The organism is Desulfuromusa kysingii, assembly GCF_900107645.1.
Taxonomy (GTDB): Bacteria; Desulfobacterota; Desulfuromonadia; order Desulfuromonadales; family Geopsychrobacteraceae; genus Desulfuromusa; species Desulfuromusa kysingii.
The window spans coordinates 220,299-240,358 of record NZ_FNQN01000001.1 but is presented as its reverse complement, the minus strand read 5'-3'; the positions used below and the strand labels follow the sequence as shown (position 1 = coordinate 240,358).

Genomic DNA, 20,060 nt, shown 5'->3' with positions numbered 1-20,060 from the left:
ATGATTTCAGGATTTTTTCTCCTTGGTGGCGATAACATACTCAGACCGATCCTTAAACTCTTCCTTTTTACCACGATTCCACTGTTGTACAGGTCTAAAAAATCCACATACACGTGAATAAACTTCGGTTTTACCATCACATTTGGTTGCCATTCATAATCCTCCTGAATTTCAGTTCTATTGTTAAACGATCTACGCTGCCTGCTCATCTTGAAGATGAGGGCAGGAAAAATGCTCCCCAGAGATGTAACCATGCACCGGACAGATGGTGAATGTCGGGCTCAGAGTGAAGTAAGGGAGATGGAAGTTTTCTGCAATGCGCTTCACCAGGATTCTGGCGCTGCGCCAATCTTCCAGTTTTTCTCCGAGAAAACCGTGAAAAACAGTCCCCCCGGTATACAGGGTCTGCATCTCATCCTGATGGCTTAAAGCCTCATAAATATCTTCGGTGATCCCGACCGGCAATTGCGTTGAATTGGTATAATAAGGTTCGTCATCACCAGCACAAATAATATCAGGAAACGTCTGTCGATCACGATTGGCAAGACGGAAACTGGTCCCTTCTGCTGGCGTGGCTTCAAGGTTGTAAAGGTGACCCGTTTCTTCCTGAAACGCTTCAAGTTGCTTGCGCATATACTCAAGCGTCTGTTTGGATAGAGATTCCCCTTCAGGGCTTTCTATCCCGGTCCCAAAGAGGTTGAGACAGGCTTCATGCATCCCAATCAGACCAATTGTTGAAAAATGGTTATCCCAATAATTGCCACTGCGTTCACGGATGGAGGAGAGATAAAATTTACTGTAGGGATAAAGACCTTCAGCCGTAAAACGCTCCAGCTGCTTACGCTTGATCTCCAGTGATTGAAATGCCAACTTCATCAACTTGCTGATCCGAGTAAAGAAATCGGCTTGGTCACTGGCAAGATAAGCTGCCCGTGGCAAGTTTATCGTCACCACCCCAATTGACCCGGTCATGGGATTGGAACCAAACAAACCACCCCCACGACGCCGCAGTTCACGATTATCCAAGCGCAGACGGCAACACATGGAGCGCGCGTCTTCTGGATCCATATCCGAATTGACAAAATTACTGAAGTAGGGGATGCCATACTTTGCTGTCATCTCCCAAACTGGTCGTAACCGATCGCTCTCCCAGTCCAGATTTTTGGTGATATTATAGGTCGGAATCGGAAAAGAAAAAATCCGCCCGGAGGAATCACCCTGCATCATCACTTCGCAGAAAGCGCGATTCAAAAGATCCATCTCAGCCTGAAACTCACCGTAACACCGATCCTGCAATTCTCCACCGATCACCACAGCTTCCTGGGCCATCGTAGATGGCACCATCATATCCATAGTGATGTTGGTGAATGGCGTTTGGAAACCAACCCGAGTCGGAACGTTCATATTGAAGACAAATTCCTGCATTGATTGCAGAACTTCGGCATAGCTTAATTGATCATAAGCAATAAACGGGGCCAACAGCGTGTCAAAACTGGCGAATGCCTGGGCACCGGCGGCTTCACCCTGGAGAGTATAGAAAAAATTGACAGCCTGTCCCAGAGCGGTGCGAAAGTGTTTTGGTGGTGCGCTCTGCACTTTTCCGTAAGCTCCAGTGAAGCCTTTGAGCAGGAGATCTTTTAAATCCCAACCACAACAATAGACTGACAGCATCCCCAAATCGTGGATATGGTATTCGCCGTCGCGGTGGGCATTCGCAATATCATCGGGATATATTTTGTTCAGCCAGTAGTTACTGGTTATATTTGCAGCAATATGGTTATTAAGCCCCTGCAACGAGTACCCCATATTGGCATTTTCGTTAACCCGCCAGTCTTCACGCACGAGATAGGAATCGATAGATTCGATTGATTCGCGCATGAATTCACGGGTTTGCCGTAGATTCTCACGTTGTTTGCGATAAAGGATATAGGTTTTAGCTGTTTGCGCGTGACCGTTCTCAATCAGAATCTTTTCCACCAGATCCTGCACATTTTCTACCGTCGGAACCCGGCCATCTTTGTAAATGACGGTGAGGATGCCACCAACTTGATGGGTAATATCCGTCGCCTTATCAAAATCGTTTCCACCGACGGCTTGTACTGCTTTGATGATGGCCTGTGAAATCTTCTTTTCTTCATACGGAACCAGACGACCATCACGCTTACGAATAAACTCTATCATTTTACCCCCCTGCCAACTGCAGGAAAAAATATGGACACTGAATCAATGCGATTAACCTCAAAGAGACTAGCATAAGTCCAACAACGTCCCCAAGCTAAAACAACAACATCTAGTATCTTTTCCATTAAAACAACACAACATGTGGGTAATTGATGAGAAATATTGGCTTTGTCAAAATACGAAGATAGCGCAATTCCGGCGGTTTTTTGTCCCATCCTTAAAGTAGTTATTTAACCCCTCGCTGGGTTGAAAAACGGTCAAACAAACAGAGAAAAGGGCCGAACAAAAAAACCAGAAAGGGCGTTATCCGGAAAATCGGTGCTGAAGAAGAGACTGAAATCTGGCAACCGTCATCGCACGTTTCAGCTTACCCAGATCGCGTTGCAAGCAATCATCAGGAATGAAATTGAGAAGATCTTTCAGCTTCATCAACGCCTGACGTTCACCGCAGAATTTAACGAGATAGAGGGGCAGCAAATCGGTCAGAAATTCGGCCAGTTCTATTCGCCGCTGCGCTTCATTCACCCGGTCCGGCAAATCGCCACGAAGGCGCTGAAATAGCGACGGATCTGCTAGAGCTCCCCGCCCCAGCATCAAGCCTGCAACATTCGTCTGTTGGAGTAATCGTTGCCCCATAGCCGCACTATTAATATCCCCATTGGCAATAACAGGTAGATCTGTTCGGCTGGCAAATTCAGCAGTCAAATCATGGTCAGCCAGACCGGAATACCGTTGCATGACCGTCCGTGGATGGAGGATCAGGTAATCGACACCGCAATCTTCATAAACAGACAATAAATCAAACAACTGTCGATGATCACTGTAACCTGCGCGGCACTTGACCGAGAAACTCCCCCGAATTGACTGCCGCAGGGCGGTTAATAATTCGGCCAGAATGGTCGGTTCTCTTAGCAACTCACCACCGGTAGCTCCGGTTGTCATCCGTCCATAAGGACAACCGAGATTAAGATTCAAATGATGGCAACCGGCATCCTGAACTTGGCTGGCTGCATCAGCCAAAGCCAAAGCGGTGTTGCCAATGAGTTGCACCACCAAAGGGATGTCTGCGTTGTGTGCTTCAATTTCGGCCAGATCCGCACGGGCTATGCGCCGTTTGGATTGTGCGTGGACCCGCATAAACTCAGTAAAAACAACATCGGGATGGTAACGTTCAATATAGAAGGCACGCAAGACATCATTGGTGAGACCTTGCATGGGCGCCAGCATCAGCGGAATGGTGCCTGCAGACCAGGGCAGTGACATCAAAGGTTTTCCCGGGTTAACATTGGACGCAACAACCCCTCTAAGCCATTGACTTTAATTTCATACATCTCCAGCAATTGCTCCCCCAACAAACCCTGCGGCAGCTGGTGAGTAACCATCCAAACGACATAAGGCTCAGGGAGATCAAGTAGCAATCTGCCAGCATGCTTTCCGTAAGGCATGCGTGTTGTCACCAGACTCCGCAATCGTTGTGGGTCGGGAAAAACCTCTTCAGGCATTGCTTCTCTCCAAAATTGATCGGGTCATAAAAAAACAAAAAAATAGCCCTCGGAAAACAGGGCTATCTACCGAGAGCTACAGAGACATTAAAGCAGCAAAGTCTATGTCAACACATTAAAAAAATGGACTTGCCACGACTACTTGACGTGACAGCTGCTACAGCTCTTTTTCGCCTCAAAGGCTACGGTACCATTATGACATTGACCACAAAGTTCGCCCGCATAAATTTTGTCCATTGTGATCTCAACAGTCCCCTGCTTCATTTTTGGAAACATCTGCTTGTTGTGACAATCCTTACAGCTAAAACCAGCATCTTTGTGAACCGTACCAGAGAATGTAACGGGCCCCAGCGAAGATTTATCGAAAGTGAGGGTCTTACCTGGGGGGACAGCGATCGCAGCAGTCACGCCACATAAAATTAATACCGACAGTAGAAGTGTGATTTTTTTCATTGGACTTATCCTTTTCGTGAGAGAGGCCGTCAAAGTACCATTTAGCATAACATGACGAATGTTAATCGGAATCGGCTCTCAGCGTCAATACGAGGATGGAAAAAACAGGAAAAATTATGAAAATAAATTAAAATAGGTTAGCATGTTCTCTTGATGTTTTCGGTAGGGACCATATCTTCAGTCTCGGTCAAAAGACACGCTTAAACACAAAGGAAATTGCTTTGGAACATTTTATCGCCAGACAACCCATTTTCGACACCAAAGGTCGGGTTTATGCCTATGAGCTGCTGTTTCGCTCCGGGCTACACAATTATTTTGACTGTGACGACCCTGATCTTGCGGCTGCCAGCGTTATTGCCAACAGCAACCTCCTCTTTGACCTGACTGAGATGACGGGTGGCACCCGAGCATTCATCAACTGCACCAGCACCGTCCTGGTTAATGACCTGATGACGACACTGCCACGTCATCAAGCCGTTGTCGAAGTCCTCGAAGATGTTGAACCGAATGACGACATCATTCAAGCCTGCCAGCGGTTAAAAAAACAAGGATACATTCTCGCTCTGGATGATTTCGTCTACCACGAAAACTTTGAACCGCTGCTGGAACTGGCAGATATCATCAAAGTTGACTTCCTCTTAAGTGATGTCGCTGAACAGGAACGTCTGGCAAAAGTGATGATTCCACGTGGCATTAAGATGCTAGCCGAAAAGGTTGAAACCTACGAAGTCTATGAGCACGCCAAAGAAATGGGTTACCAATTATTTCAGGGATATTTCTTTGCCCGACCAATGATCATCTCCCGCAAAGACATCCCTACCAATAAAATCCAGTTTTTACGCATCCTTAAAGATATTCATACAGAGGACGTCGACTTCAAAAAACTGGCACTAACCATACAGAGCGAAGTCTCTCTCTCGTATAAACTGCTTAAATTGATCAACTCCGCAGCTTTTGCCTTACGCCACAAAGTCACTTCAATCTTGCAAGCCCTCTCGTTACTTGGTCTGCGGGAAATCCGTTCCTGGGTCTCATTATTATCCATCGCCTCCATGGCAGATGACAAACCCGCAGAACTGGTTGTCAGTTCTCTGATCAGGGCAAAACTCTGTGAACAATTGGCGCAAACGTGTAAAATCGGGGATCGGCAATCAGACTTGTTCCTGATGGGATTATTCTCCTTACTCGATGTCATCATGTCGCGCCCCATGGCTGAAATCCTTCACGAGATCACTGTAGAAGAAGATATTCAAGAGGCTTTGGCGGGAGCACCAGGAAAGCTCGGTTCGATTCTGGAGCTGGTCATAGCAACTGAAAAAGGGGAATGGGAGCAGATATCCAGGCTCACATTGGAGCTCGGCGTTCAAGAAGACTTCCTCTCAAACGCCTACCTTGATGCCGTTAAGTGGGCTCAAGATATCTATAAAATGTAAAATTGGGGAGAGAGACTCCCAGATAAAACAGCATCAACCAGGTCTCTCTTTTATATAACAGGGCAATTCTGAATTTGATTTGTGGCAAAACACAAAGAAGAATTGACAGGCTCTTTGCGGCAAGGTAAAACTGACGCCTTTTCCCCGAGGAGAACAAATGCCAAACAAGAAATATTCGGCAGGTGATCACATCACCTCCAAATGCACAAAATGTAAAGACATCACCAATCACACGATCGTCGCCATGGTTGGAGACACGGTTGCGCGAGTCGTTTGCAATACCTGCAATGGAACCCATAATTACCGTAATGCCAGCCCTAAAAAGACCGCTGTCAGAAACAAAACAGCCGCGTCTAAATCGGTAAAAGTTAACAAAATAGAGGCCGCATGGGAAGACCAGATCAGCTCAGCTGACGCCGCCAATGCAACCCCGTACAACATCAAAATGGTGGCCAATTGTGGAGACGTCATCCAACATCCAACCTTTGGTCTTGGCTGTGTCGTCAACACCATCAAACCCAACAAAATGGAAGTCAGCTTCCGCAGTGGGATAAAACTTTTACGTTGCTCAGTCGCATAAATTATCTGCTGGAATGAATTGACAAGTTTTTGTTCTTGCTGTTTATTGATGAGTATCCTTTTTCATCAAAACTTTTCAGGTAGAAACGTCAATGACCAGATCTGAAAACAAGGGTGCCGGATTCGTTCTGACCTTAGCCGCACTGATCATCATCATTGCTGGACTTAAAACAGCCCAGGCACTTCTGGTCCCGTTTCTCCTCGCTTTCTTTATTTCGGTGATCTGCGCAGGCCCGTTTTTCTGGTTGCAACAACGTAAGATTCCGGCTCCGATTGCGCTGTTACTGGTCATCAGCGTTGTCATGCTTGGCGGCTTGGTAGTAGTGACTCTGATTGGAACTTCAGTCAACGACTTCACCAATGAACTCCCTGTCTATCAAGAAAAACTCCGGGTTCAAACCCTGATCATGATTGACTGGTTTGACAAACTGGGGATTAAAATATCAAAGCAGATCCTACTCGAACACTTTGATCCGGGATCAATCATGCAGTCTGCGGCCAGTATGCTGGCAACAGCGGGAGGAGTCCTGACCAACTCTTTCATGATTCTACTGACTGTCGTTTTCATCCTTTTCGAAGCTGCAGGCATGCCCAATAAACTCCGCGCAGCGCTCCCTGATGCTGACTCCTCGCTGGCCTCTTTTGAAAAATTTTCCACCAGTGTCCGTCAGTATCTGGTGATTAAAACCATCGTCAGTATCGGCACCGGTCTGGTCGTCACTATCGGCCTATTGTTCCTCGGGCTCGACTATGCGCCACTCTGGGGAATGATTGCATTTCTCCTCAATTACGTTCCCAATATCGGTTCCATCATTGCGGCAATTCCAGCCCTTCTGCTTGCGGTTGTTCAGCTAGGGCCAATCCACTCCTTGCTGGTTGCAGCCCTCTATCTGGTTACAAATGTGGTTATGGGAAATGTCGTTGAGCCTAGAATGATGGGACAGAAACTGGGGCTCTCAGCCTTAGTTATCTTTATCTCTTTAGTTTTCTGGGGTTGGGTTCTCGGTCCGGTTGGGATGTTACTTTCCGTGCCGCTGACGATGGTGGTCAAAATTGCGCTGGAAGTGAATGATTCAACTCGCTGGATGGCGATCCTGCTCAGTTCTGACGCTCCGATTCAGGATGCATCCAAACCTTGACACAGCCATAATCTGGTGCATCGCCCCGCCCGACGAACGATTACAGAAGATTATACTTTTTTGCCTGATAACGGAAAACATCGTAACTGACTTTCAACAGCTTTGCCGCCTTAGTCATATTGTTGTTGGTTCGCTCCAACGCTAACTGCAGATATTCTCTCTCCACCTCTTCCAGAGAGATACCCTCTTCTGGCAGTAAAATCTGAAACTTCTTCCGCCGCTCTATCGAGTCAGCCTTCCGCCCACCAATATCCAACGGCAAACATTCCACTCCGAGCACGGGTGCACTCTCCATAACGACACAGCGTTCAATGACATTGCGCAGTTCTCGCACATTGCCTGGCCAAAGGTATTCCAGCATAAGCTCTTCAGCTTCTTTAGCAAGAGTTTTGACCTGCTTCTTCGAGTATTTTTGGGCAAATTTCTGCAGAAAATATTCTGTCAGTCGGATCACATCCGTTTCACGCTCGCAAAGCGGGGGAATATTAATAAAGAAAGAGCTGAGGCGATAATAAAGATCTTCACGGAACAGCCCTTCGGCAACCAATTTTTTCAGATCACGGTTGGTCGAAGCAATAATCGTGACGTCAATCGGCAAATCGACCTTGCCCCCCACTCGACGGACGGTCCTCTCTTCCAGAACCCGCAACAATTTCCCCTGTAAGTCAGGCCGCATATCGCCGATCTCATCCAACAGCAGAGTGCCGCCATTAGCAAGCTCAAAGACCCCTTTTTTATCGCTTTTGGCATCGGTGAAGGCCCCTTTAACATGACCGAACAACTCACCCTCAATCAAGTTTTCAGGCAGCGCAGTACAGTTGATCGCAATAAAAGGGACGGTCTCAAAACCTTGCTGTTCTGCAAACCGCCAATGGTGAAGATTACGTGCCAGAACCTCTTTCCCAGTCCCTGACTTACCGGTGATTAAAATGGAACTCACTCCAGCGGTCGCAATCTTGCGAGCATCATCTAACAGTTGGATAATAGCGGCAGATTCACCGATGAATGGTTGCCCATTCTTTTCAACTTGAGCCCTTTTCAGATAATCAATTTCGTCCTGCATTCGAGAATTCTTCAGAATTCGATCGACAACGATTTTGACCTCTTCAACATTGAATGGTTTATGCAGATAATCCGAAGCGCCATAACGAAGCGCCTTGATAGCAGAATCACTGGAGTCATCACCTGTCAACATCACCACCGGAAAGTTGATACGCTCAGCCTGTAACATTCTCAGGATATCAAGACCATCCAACTCTTCTCCCAGTTCAATATCGAGAAACATCATGTCCGGCTGCCAGGCAATAATCTTCTCAACCGCCATCTCCGAACTGTGCAACAGTTGGGTTTCATAACCCTCTTTGCGTAATGCTCTGGAGAGCATGGAGATGATCAGTTCATCATCATCAAGCAGTAAAATCCGCCCCTTCTTTCTCATGACAAAGCCTCCCGGCGTTGGCGCTTACATGGTAAAACAATCGTAAACTGGGTGCCTGAACCTGCGAGAGCATGCGCTGTAATCGTCCCCCCATGCTCTTCGATAATTCTCTTACAGATAGCAAGCCCCAACCCACTCCCTTTCGATTTTGTTGTCATAAAAGGTTGAAAAATATTTGCTAACACCCCTTCAGGAATCCCTTTTCCGTTGTCTTTTATAATAATTTCAACAAATTCGTCATCTCTTGCGCGGGTGGAGACCTGCACCTCCCCGCCTTCAGGCATCGCTTCGATGGCATTGAGAAATATATTCAGAATCACCTGTCGTAATTGAGCCGTATCCGCTTCGAGTGAAGGGAGTTGTGGGGCGAGGTCTCTGGCAAACTCAATCTTACCCGCAGATGAAGTTTTTCCAGTAATGGAGATATTTTGAATCGAATCGTCGAGGAGCTTATTCAAATCGAACCATTCATAATGCAGTTGTGGTGGACGTGCATAGTTTAACAAACCTTTCAACAACCTTTCGACCCGGTGGGTCTCATTAATCACCCGTACAAATAAATCCTGATCCTCTTCATTGAGATCCAGTTCATCAGCCAGAACTTCTAAAGTCACTTTGATTCCTGCCAGAGGATTCTTGATTTCATGAGCGAGTCCTGCAGCCATTTCACCGACCAAGACCATCTGATTAGCTCGTTGTAATTCGGCCTCTTCTTTTTTCTTTTGTGTAATATCCCGACTGACAACCAGAGCATATTTTTCTTCCGTCAGATCAAGCAAACCGACGTGGACCTCAGCAAGGAAACGCCCCCCACCTTTTTTCTTTCGCTTTGTAACATATTCCAACCACTGGCCTGCCATCGCGCATTGAAGACGTTCAGCACATTCATCATCAAACGAAAAATCGGCAATATTCATCCCGGGTAATTCCTCCACCCGGTGACCATGCATAGCTGCAGCGGCAGGATTGGCGGAAACAATAACCCCTTCATGGCCTGCAGCAAGATCGAGGATGAAGATACCATCTACGGCCGTCTCAAACAGGGCTTGATAAAGTTTCTGGGCAGACTGTAGCTCATCCTGTTTCAACTTCAAAGAGGCACTCATACGATTAAACGAATCGGCTAAACGCTTGAACTCAAACTTCAAATCATGGTCGATACGATAGTCAAGATCCCCCTTCTCCAAAATATTGGACGCCTCCACCAACACACCAACAGAACCGGTAAAACGCTTAAGAAAATAGGCTGTCAACAAGAGGATTGCAATCGGACCGACGATCACCAGAAAAATGATCAGATGCTTAACTTTGGTAATGTCTCTATAGAGAGTCCTTGAACGGGTGGGAAATTCTTCAGACGCACTTTTGAGAAATGAATCGATAGCTAGGCTAAAACTCGGTCCTTTGTTTAAAATATCAACCACCAAATGTTGATATTCGTCCCCAGGAGCAAGGTCTTGCAACCGGTGAATCAGGCCAAGATAATCATCCTTTAAAACCATAATATGGTCAAGCTGATGTAACGCTTCTACAGAATATTCACAATGAAAACAACTTATTATCTTATTTTTTATACCGACTACATCCGTTTGCAATAAAGCAAGATCCCTCGCCCTAGGATCAGCCTGCAGTCTTAATTGACCCTGGACCCGCTCTATCCCAAGTTGCAGCCCCCTGATCGCATCATGAGCATGGTGCAGTGTCACTGCACGTTCCAATTGGCTGGTCGTATCCCCGATGGCGTAAATAATATAAGAACCACCGATCAGGAAACAGATCAACATCATCAGAAGTCCCCAAAGAACTTGACGCTTCATGAAGCACCACCATTTAGATATATGCAACGCTTAGTCGCACGCGTTTTAAATTAAAACCCCAAGGCGAAGTATTTATAACTTATTCGCCCAAAGATATCATAAAAAGCCTTGAGGTGGGGTGAGTTTTACTCACAGGATCAGGTCAACCGCCAGTCAGTTCAAGAAAACTTGATCCCGGAATGATAAAGGTGCTCTATTTGTAAACGGCACCAAACAACCGTACCTGATTGATGCATAAACGTCTCATCAAAATAAATAGTCTCTCCAGGGACCAACGCTTCATCGGTCGTTACACTCATTCCACCGATGGAAATATCAACCAGATTGGCAAAAAGGGGATGATGAAGAGATGACAGACCGGTATCTGTAACACAGGGAATTTTGGCTCGCGCAAAACGTAAAATTCTATGGCAATGACGTCTTTCCAAACATTCAGACAATTGATATTGCGAGTCTGAATCAAAACTTTCCTCAGCAAGTTGCAAAGCACTATCGATGAATCCGACCAGCTTTTTATAAACAAATGGTTTCTCCAAAATATGCCAACAACTTTGTGGTCGCACCTCATTGATCTTTTCAACCAACTGTGCAGATTGAGAATCCGCGGTTGTCATAAGGAGGGCCGGTCTATCTGGAAAATGGCGGGTCATCCATTCAAGCACCTGAAATGCACAACCATCCTTGATGTCAAGATCCAAGAGAAACAGGCTGAAGTCATAGGTCTGCGTCTGCGTTAGAGCCTCTTCAATATTGGTAGCCGCAACGACATTCACCGTATTATCACGGTAGGCTCTAGAAACAGCCAATAGCATAACCATTTCATCGCAAATCATTTGAATGTGTTTGACAACTCCACCCATTGAACATCCCGTCCAATCAATTTGAAGCGATAATATAATCAACCCCAAAAGTAACAGAGCAAGAGCCGTTCCAGATCATGAAAGCAGCATGATGGCAGAGTTTAAACCGGAATAAATCCAATCAGAATTGATGAAGTTAGGAAATTCACCAATAAAATTTGGGCAAATCACCGAAAAGGGTCACAAAGTGGAGGCGTCATTATCAATAATCTAGCGACCGCTGAAGAACTTAACAAAAATATCTTCAGACAGAAATGTTGTTCACTACACATCCCGTCTTACGATTAAATCCACAGATCCAATATGGGGATTCCACCAGTTCAATCTGGTGAATTCCCCATATTGGATCTGACTCATTGTACCAACCATCCGACAACGATAAGCTAACCAACTGTTTTTTGGGTACTTTTTAACAGTTTTCGATTTTGGCGCACGTCTTGCTGATAGACCAAATACAGATGAATACTCTAAACCGGTTCGCAATACATAAATCCATCTGTATCAAGCCATCAACTAAAGGAGGCATCATGAAATTTGGGCAGGGAATAACCTTTGTTTTGATATTCGCATTACTGGTCACATGGCCGGTGGCGTCTATTGAAGCTGCATCGCTGTCAGGACGATCCAGTACGGCCTTGGAATGGTACGACACCGCTAATGAGGAGACTGCCACCCCCGCATATCAGTACTTGCAACTGAATGTGAAGGACCTTCTCGATTCCGGTTACAATTTCAAGTTCTACGGTCGGTTAGCTGACGATCTCAGTAATGAAGATGATATTGACAGTCGCCTTTATTATGCTTATCTCGAAAAGAAAGATTTTTTCAACAATCTTGATTTTCGTCTAGGGCGACAATTCATCTCCACGACTGCTGGCGCATCAATGATGGACGGTCTGGCTCTCAAATACTCATTGACAGACGCGTATAATATCCGTTTGTTTGCCGGTGGAGACGTTAAGTATTACGATGGCTATAACATCAAGGATGTTGTTGATGGAATTGAGTTTAACGGTAAATTTGCCAATAACAGCATCGATCTTGGAATCTCCTACCTACAAAAGTGGGATCAAGGGCTTATCGCTAAAGAATTGCTCGGATTCAATATTGATTATGATTTGAACGACAATCTCTGGCTCTACAACGAACTGCAGTTTGACATCATCTCAGAACGCCTCAGCTATGCATTGCTGGGTGGTAAATATCGCTTCAATAAATTCACCCTACGGACAGAATATCTCTACTCACTCCCTGTCTTTTCCACGACATCCATCTATTCAGTCTTTGCCGTCGAAGAATATGAAGAGTTAATGGCAGAACTGACTTACAAATTTTCTCGTGACATCCAATTCTTTGGCCGTATCACCCATGAAATGTACGAGGAATTTTCAGATGCCGATGTCATTGAGATTGGAGTTGAAAAACTCAGAACGTCCGGCTTCTACGGCTACCTGACCGGAACCTTCCGCAATGATGACGATGGCCAGGACCTCTATGGTTTCAAGGCTTATGCAAATTATCAATTCTGTACCAAATTCAGAGGTGGATTAGGTGCCAATATTGACGTCCTGGAACGCGATATCGCTTATTTCAACACCGATGATTCTGACCAAAATGAAACCACCAGCACACGGATTTGGGTGGATGGAAAATATGATCTCAGCGCCACGATGAATCTCACCGCTAAATACGAGTACATCGAGAGTGACCTCTGGGATTACTACAATCGCGGCATCCTCCGCCTGAACATTAAATTTTAACAAGGAGCGCCATTATGACTCGTAAAATAATTATGTCACTTTTTCTGTTTTTGGCGTCTACGGTTGCTCCACTCTGGGCAGTTGATTTTGATCACGATGCCCACGTTGAGGAGTATGTCGTTGATGCAGATTGCGCGACCTGCCACGTCAGTGAAGCAGATTCCATTATCCCTAAAACCGATATCTGCCTTGAATGCCATGACGCAGAACTGATTGATGAAATCGTGCTTCCAGAGACCAAGACCCACGGTCCAATCTGGTCGTTAAATCACGGTCCTGTTGCCAAAGGAAATGCCATCGACTGCGCTTCCTGTCACGAACAAAGCTCCTGCCTTGATTGTCACAAGGCTGGCTTTGCCAATGAGATGGGAGACCTTGGTAACAACATGAACAACGTCCACCGTAGCGATTTTTCGGTGACTCATCCCCTTGCAGCGCGATCCGGGCAGAATCGCTGTAATAGTTGCCACGAAGCACGATTCTGTAGCGACTGTCATGATGCATGGCAATTTAAAACAGATGATATTGGCAGTCCATCTCATCGCCGCACATTTGATCTAGGTATTGAAGATGCGGATATCGATGTGATTCATGCCGGCATCAATAGCTCCCTCTCTTGCGACACCTGCCACTCCAGCGCAAGTATGGATTTTCATTCCTGGTCAATTGGTCATGCTCGTGAGGCAAGAAGGTCATTGGCCTCCTGTCAAGCCTGCCACCCGGAAGGAGATGCCTGCTTACGTTGTCATAGCGCAAGAGGTGGAGCTATTGGATTTAATCCACACCCCAAAGACTGGGACGATATCAAAGGGAATATCAGTGATGCTAGCAACGGCAAAACCTGCCGTAAATGCCACTGATCACAGGATCAATCATTCAACTAAAAGGAGGTTTTTCAATGCGTAAACAATGGTTAATTTTATTGATGGCAGTGGTGGCTAGTGCATCACTTTGGGGATGCGGCAGTAGCGGTAGTGGAGGCAGTGAAGTCACCGCACCTGCAGAAGTCATCGATGCTGATAATGCCGGCAATTGTACAATCTGCCATACTCTCGAAGTTCATGCTGAGATTAATGGCATCGCAGGTGTGAATCCCGATATGAATGGCTTGGGATCAGCAATTACTCATGATTGTGAAGACTGCCACGGTGGCGGTCAATTCCATCATGGCGAAGGTCCGATTCCCTATCCCTCACCTGACGGTGCACGTTGTGCAGCTTGTCATGACGAGGCGACTTTGATTATGGCTTCCAAGCATAACCTCGGGGACCCGACAAACACTTCCATGATTATCCCTGATACTGAACACTATGTTGAAGGCGTTTGTATTCGCTGTCATTCTGCCGAAGGTTTTATGGCCCTCAAAGGTATCGTTGGTGACCAAGCTACGATAGAGGCTGCTTTTGATGCAGCAACAAACGTTCCTGAAAGTTTTGATGCCGACGGCAACATCATCCTTCATAACATGGTCTGCGGAACCTGCCACAACCCGTTGACCAAAGAAATGAACACTGCATCTGAAGACTGGACTCCAAACAACAGTGCTTCAGCACAATTAGCCCTCTGTACCAGCTGCCATAACTATAAAATGAATGACGGCACCATCATGGCGAGCGGTGATGACTATACCGTCAGCACAGATGCCGGTGTTGACGGAGAATATTTTACTGATGACGATGTTTTATCTGCCGGAATTACAACAGCTATGGCCGGCCATCACGAAAACGCTTGGTATCGTCTGATTGCCAGCACTCACTTCGATAATCCTAGCAGTGAAGGGGTCATAGAAGGTTATGTCATTCGTGAAAATGGCGAGACCCCCTGCTTTGACTGCCATGGCCACGAATTAATCACCAATACTGGCGAACTGGATGACCCCGAAGCATTGACCATCCACACTCAGTGGGCACAATCGGGTCATGCTGGAAAACTTCTAGAAAATGTTGTTGCTGCAGTTGAAGCGGTCGATTGCAATGATCTTGATGGTATGGGAACTGCGTCTACATCCATCTCACATGGTCGTTGTAATGAACAGGCCAGTGCTGCCCTTGCAGCAGGCGTCACAGATGCGACTGGGATCGGTTGGAGCCATTACAACTGGGATTCAACTGATGCTCGCGGTGATTGTCAGATGTGCCATACATCAACTGGCTTTATGAACTACGTCGCCGATCCTGCTGGCTACGATGTTGCCGACAATGACTTTTCCCACCTTGACGGCTGGAATGCTGTAGACGGTTCAGGACAAAACGAACTGCTCTATTGCTGGGGTTGCCATAGCAATGCAGAAACTGGTGATTTACGTGTCGCTGGTGCTGTAACAGCTACATACACTTATAATGACGCAGCAGTCGTTTTCCCAGACGTTGGAAGCTCCAATACCTGTGTTGTCTGTCACTCTGGTCGTGGAAACAATGAGGTTGCATCTGAAAGCAGCCGCTTCGCTGGTCACCATGCACCAGCAGCAGCTGACCTCTTTAGTGAATACAGCCATGTAGCTTATGAGTATCCCGGTCTGGACTATACCAATGTAAGCTTCTTCGCACATGACAGTATCGCTGCTGATAGCGCTGGACCGTGCGTTGCGTGTCACATGAACGGTGACGCTGCAGACCATAGTTTTGATGTCGTCGCAAAAGACGATGCTGGTGTTATCATTGGTTTAAATGCGTCAGTCTGTGTCGAGTGTCACACCGGTGCTCATGGTGCTGCCCTGGTATCTGAAGATGGTGAGCTTGGTACTGTTGCCGACGCAGTGGCATTGTTAGAAGAAGAATCAGCTGGGTACCAAGAAGCTGGGGTACTACTGACTGATCTGTTGAATCTGACCAATGGTCAGTCAAACTATACTGCAGCTGTTATTGATGAATTTAATACAGCTGACGGTGATCGAGGTGCATTCCAGAATGCCAAGCTACCGTCTGATGAACCCGGTGGTTATGCTCATAACCGTTACTATGTCAAGCGCGCTCTCTATGACGCCATTGACTGGGTAGAGGATGGTGAGATCGACGGAACCATTGCTGATTATTCATCAGACTATCCTGAAGCTGCTAATTGGTTAGGGGCCTCACGTCCAAATTAAAATTATAACTCTATCCTTAAGCCCCCGCTAAAGCGGGGGCTTTTTTTACATAAACTTGATTTCAATAATGAACTGTACGCGGAAATTCCAGAAGATCCACTAATCCAGGCCCATTGAAAATATGGATATACTTACATGTCAATCTCTCAAGTATCAGACTTGATCATTTCTTCTTCACCAACCCTGATATCAATACTGGACCGGAGAACCGATCGCACCACAATATCAGGTGGTGCTGACAAAGCAGCCTTCCAATCCAGACCAAAGAGAGCCGCGACCTCATAACAACGCTAATAATCTTCTTAATGCATTTTATTCCATTTCTGATACAATCCTCGTAGACACTATCTTTTATATCTGGGACTGCAGATTCCGACCGGAATCGTGATTACGGCTTAAGTTATCAATTGAAGCCGCCCACACCCTAAGATCAACCTGTTTACATTTGTCGGAAGGGGAAAATCCGTGGCAACGTTTTGTGGTGTAGGATTAAGTGACCTCAGTGATTCTTTTCTGGCGGGAAAAACAGCCCTGACAGAAGCCATAAAATCCCTTAAAGAAACAGACAATTACCTCATCATTGTTTTTGCTACCGACAACTACGATCACCAGTTAGTCCTCAAAGGGGTGAAAAGTTCCACAGCCACTGATCATATTATCGGCTTTACCGTCGCGGGTGTTTTTAACAGCCAGGAGATGAAAGTCAAAGGGGTGATTGTCGGGGTGATTCAAAGTGACGAGATGGACTTCTGCCTTGATGCTGAAGAAAACCTGAGTTACGACCAGCGCGCAGTCGGATCCAAACTGGGATCACGCTTTAGTCAGGTGCTTGGAAAACAAAACAAACACTCCCTGCAATTACTTTTTCCTGATGGACTCTCCAATACCGTAGGACGCGCCGTTGATTCCCTCTTCAAGGCCCTTGGATCACAAACAAAGTATGCCGGCGGCGGCTCAGGTGATAACCGACATTTCCTCAAAACCTCTCAATACTTAAACGATAAAGTCCTTACCGACTCCCTCGTTGGAGCACTCATCACCTCTGCAAAAAAGATCGGGGTCGCCACCTCCCATGGCTGGAAACCCATCAGTTCGCCAATGATTGTCACCAGCGCTGAAGGCCACGTCATCAAAGAATTAGACTGGCAAAATGCTTATGACGTCTATTCTCAATTTGCACAACAAAACGGCGATATCAGCATCGATGATACAGGATTTGCAGAGTACGCCATGAGTCACCCTTTTGGAATTCCACAAGCCAAAGAAGGTGGTGGTTACATCGTCAGAGACCCGATCAGCACAGACGCTGACGGGGCCATTCACTGTGTCGGCGAAGTTCCAGAGAATTCGGTTCTAAGAATTCTGCACGGCGACAAGGATTCGCTCCTTGAGGCCGTCAAAGATGCGGCACGAGACGCAAAAAAACAACTGGGTGCCAATCCGGTTGCGGGGGTCCTGGTTTTCACCTGCGTGTCACGCTGCATTTTGCTGAAAGATCATTTTATTGATGAAGTCTGGGCGATTCGCGAAATCATGGGGGATCAAGTGCCTATTTGGGGTTGTATGACTTTTGGTGAGATTGGCGCCATCGGTGCCGGTCCTCCTGAGTTTCACAATAAGGCTGTCGTCATCTGTGTCTTCCCTGGATAGCATCGAAGCATGAACTGCAAACAGAGACAACGCTTACAGGAAGAAAGTTTTCCAGACAGGAAGTAATTTGCAAGGGTCAATGGCTGACAATGAAACCTTCGATCTGGACAATAAGTTAAGAGATCTGTCCGTCATGTATGAGCTTGTGTCATCAATCGGCACATCCCTCGACATGAAGACCGAACTCAATCAATTCCTGCAAAAAATCCTTAAGCGCTTCGGTTACACCTCAGGGTCAATCCTGATCAAGAGCAAAGAGAATACAACCTTTTTTGTTGCGGCCAGCAGTGGCTTCCAGTCCTCTCAAGACGTTCTGGAGGAAATCGTCCCCTTTGATCATTTTGGTCTGCGACAACTGCTAGACACACAACTCCCGCTGGTCAAAAATGTCCTTTCAGCAGCAGATTCTGGCTATATGCTAGTCCCCAGCCTTGAGAATCAAATCAAGTCCTTCTCATTTCTACCAATTATCTTTGAAGATCAAGTCCTCGGTGTCCTGCGCCTTTTCTCTGCCCATGAAAACAGCTTTACGGAAAAAGCATTGCGCATGCTCACCCAGTTGCTGAAGCAATTAGGATATGCGATTAACCATATCCTCACCTTGCAGAAAATACGTCAGGCAGAAGCCAGACTCAATCGAAGTCATGAGCGTTTAACAACAATCCTCCACAGTATTGATGCCTCGATTTGTGTTGTCGACATGGAAACCTATGAAGTCCTGTTCATGAATCAAAACATGGTCGACGAATTTGGTAAAGATTACACGGGCGAAACTTGCTGGAAAGTTTTTATGGGCAAGGATGGCCCTTGTGACCACTGTACCAATCCCTACCTGCTTGACGCAGCAGGACAACCGACCGGGATCCAGTCCTCGCAGGGAAAACACCCCATAACCGGACAGGACTATCTCAATAATAGTCAAGCAATCCTATGGACCCATGGTCGCATGGCTCGGCTACAAATTTCAACTGACATCACAGAGATCAAACAGCTCGAAGCCCAATTGCGGCAAAATTGCAAGATGGAAGCGATTGGCGTCATGGCTGGAGGCATTGCCCACAACTTCAACAATAGCTTGGCGATCATCCTCGGCAATCTGGAACTGGCGCAAATCAACATGTCCAGCTCCGATGAAGTTTATGATTATCTCGACTATGCCAAGACTGCGGCTCTACGCTCCCGCGATCTCACCCGACAGATTCTCGCGTACAGTCGCCAGAGCAGCCCCAGCCGCAAACCATTGAGTATTGCCACCATTGCTGAAGAAACGCTGAACCTGCTACGTGCGACGATTCCGACCTCGATCAATCTGCACCAGTCTGTTAGTTCTGAATGCAGCGACGCAGCCATCATCGGCGACCTCTCCTTGATTCAGGAATCCCTCTTCAACCTGTGCAATAATGCAGTCCAAGCCATGGATGGCGTTGGCGACCTGTCGCTGAAAGTCGAAACCGTCTACCTGCAGCAGCAGGACATTCCATCCCAAGATAAAAGCTCACCGGGACAATATTGTCGCATCAGCGTTGAAGACACAGGTTGCGGGTTGGCAGATGACATCATGGATAAAATATTTGACCCATTTTTCACCACTAAAGCTGTTGGCCAGGGGACAGGGATGGGGCTGGCGACGGTACTCGGGATCATCGATCAACATGGCGGTATAATTAAGGTCCACACTGAACTGGGCAAAGGGAGTACTTTTGAACTTTATTTCCCTTTGACAGAGGCACCGCAAGAAGTCATGGTTCTGCCGCCTCCAGTTTACACAACGCAAGATACAGGCAGGATCCTGTTTGTGGATGACGATGAGATGTTGGTTCAGCTCGGAGACTCGCTGCTAACCAGCCTTGGCTATCAGGTGACCGCTCTGACCTGTAGCACTGAGGCGTTAGAACTATTCAGTCACGACCCGGAACAATTTGACCTGGTTATTTCAGACCAAACCATGCCTGAGCTTACAGGGCTGGAACTCATCACTGCGCTGCTGAAAATCAAACCTGACTTGCCAGCAATCCTGTGCACCGGTCATAACGCTGAGGCCGTCTCAGGAGAAATCGCCAGCCTGGGTATTGGCGCTTTCCTGCAAAAGCCCTACGAACTATCTGACTTGTCACACGTCATCAGAAAAGTCATAAATAACAAAAGTTGATTGTCGATTTGCTA

The 20,060-nt window shown here is 46.6% G+C and carries 14 protein-coding genes and 1 pseudogene; 8 read left to right on the top strand and 7 right to left on the bottom strand.

Annotated features, from left to right (window positions below; genetic code table 11):
- Positions 1-6: 6 nt before the first annotated feature.
- The 4 genes and pseudogenes from BLU87_RS01180 to BLU87_RS01160 form a co-directional block, all read right to left on the bottom strand.
- Positions 7-2,181 (bottom strand): annotated as a pseudogene (locus BLU87_RS01180) (ribonucleoside triphosphate reductase).
- A gap of 303 nt (positions 2,182-2,484) precedes the next feature.
- A complete protein-coding gene (locus tag BLU87_RS01170; RefSeq protein ID WP_245706321.1) occupies positions 2,485-3,444 on the bottom strand; it encodes a tRNA dihydrouridine synthase in 960 nt (319 codons plus the stop codon).
- Positions 3,444-3,683, bottom strand: a complete 240-nt coding sequence (locus tag BLU87_RS01165) for a DUF3820 family protein (protein WP_092344100.1) — start codon at positions 3,681-3,683, stop codon at positions 3,444-3,446. The genes BLU87_RS01170 and BLU87_RS01165 overlap by 1 nt, the downstream gene beginning before the upstream one ends.
- Positions 3,684-3,821: 138 nt before the next feature.
- Positions 3,822-4,136 (bottom strand): c(7)-type cytochrome triheme domain-containing protein, encoded by a 315-nt coding sequence (locus BLU87_RS01160; RefSeq protein WP_092344099.1) that lies wholly within the window; start codon positions 4,134-4,136, stop codon positions 3,822-3,824.
- Positions 4,137-4,357: 221 nt separating this feature from the next.
- On the opposite strand from BLU87_RS01160, the gene BLU87_RS01155 reads away from it, so the two are divergent.
- The 3 genes from BLU87_RS01155 (at position 4,358) to BLU87_RS01145 (ending at position 7,287) form a co-directional block, all read left to right on the top strand.
- Positions 4,358-5,569: an EAL and HDOD domain-containing protein gene (locus tag BLU87_RS01155; RefSeq protein ID WP_092344098.1), complete on the top strand. Its 1,212-nt coding sequence runs from the start codon at positions 4,358-4,360 to the stop codon at positions 5,567-5,569.
- 157 nt (positions 5,570-5,726) lie between these two features.
- Entirely contained in the window at positions 5,727-6,149 is a 423-nt protein-coding gene (locus BLU87_RS01150) for a hypothetical protein (protein ID WP_092344097.1), read from the top strand.
- A 91-nt stretch (positions 6,150-6,240) separates the two neighbouring features.
- Positions 6,241-7,287 (top strand): AI-2E family transporter, encoded by a 1,047-nt coding sequence (locus tag BLU87_RS01145; RefSeq protein ID WP_092344096.1) that lies wholly within the window; start codon positions 6,241-6,243, stop codon positions 7,285-7,287.
- A gap of 40 nt (positions 7,288-7,327) precedes the next feature.
- On the opposite strand, the gene BLU87_RS01140 is transcribed toward BLU87_RS01145, so the two are convergent.
- The 3 genes from BLU87_RS01140 to BLU87_RS01130 all read right to left on the bottom strand — a co-directional run bounded on the left by BLU87_RS01140 (position 7,328) and on the right by BLU87_RS01130 (position 11,402).
- Entirely contained in the window at positions 7,328-8,725 is a 1,398-nt protein-coding gene (locus BLU87_RS01140) for a sigma-54-dependent transcriptional regulator (protein ID WP_092344095.1), read from the bottom strand.
- Positions 8,722-10,542, bottom strand: a complete 1,821-nt coding sequence (locus BLU87_RS01135; RefSeq protein WP_092344094.1) for a sensor histidine kinase — start codon at positions 10,540-10,542, stop codon at positions 8,722-8,724. The genes BLU87_RS01140 and BLU87_RS01135 overlap by 4 nt, the downstream gene beginning before the upstream one ends.
- A 158-nt stretch (positions 10,543-10,700) precedes the next feature.
- The gene (locus BLU87_RS01130) at positions 10,701-11,402 is read right to left on the bottom strand and encodes a response regulator (RefSeq protein ID WP_092344093.1); all 702 of its coding nucleotides are present in this window, start codon (positions 11,400-11,402) and stop codon (positions 10,701-10,703) included.
- A gap of 527 nt (positions 11,403-11,929) precedes the next feature.
- Here BLU87_RS01130 and BLU87_RS01125 point away from each other — a divergent pair.
- The 5 genes from BLU87_RS01125 to BLU87_RS01105 all read left to right on the top strand — a co-directional run bounded on the left by BLU87_RS01125 (position 11,930) and on the right by BLU87_RS01105 (position 20,046).
- Positions 11,930-13,162, top strand: a complete 1,233-nt coding sequence (locus BLU87_RS01125) for a hypothetical protein (protein ID WP_092344092.1) — start codon at positions 11,930-11,932, stop codon at positions 13,160-13,162.
- Positions 13,163-13,176: 14 nt separating this feature from the next.
- Entirely contained in the window at positions 13,177-14,022 is an 846-nt protein-coding gene (locus BLU87_RS01120) for a cytochrome c3 family protein (protein WP_092344091.1), read from the top strand.
- A gap of 38 nt (positions 14,023-14,060) precedes the next feature.
- Positions 14,061-16,247: a hypothetical protein gene (locus BLU87_RS01115; RefSeq protein ID WP_092344090.1), complete on the top strand. Its 2,187-nt coding sequence runs from the start codon at positions 14,061-14,063 to the stop codon at positions 16,245-16,247.
- A gap of 465 nt (positions 16,248-16,712) precedes the next feature.
- Positions 16,713-17,897 carry an FIST signal transduction protein gene (locus BLU87_RS01110; protein WP_092344089.1) on the top strand — a complete coding sequence of 395 codons (1,185 nt, stop codon included), beginning with the start codon at positions 16,713-16,715 and terminating at the stop codon, positions 17,895-17,897.
- Between the two features lie 79 nt (positions 17,898-17,976).
- A complete protein-coding gene (locus BLU87_RS01105; protein WP_092344088.1) occupies positions 17,977-20,046 on the top strand; it encodes a hybrid sensor histidine kinase/response regulator in 2,070 nt (689 codons plus the stop codon).
- Positions 20,047-20,060: the final 14 nt, after the last annotated feature.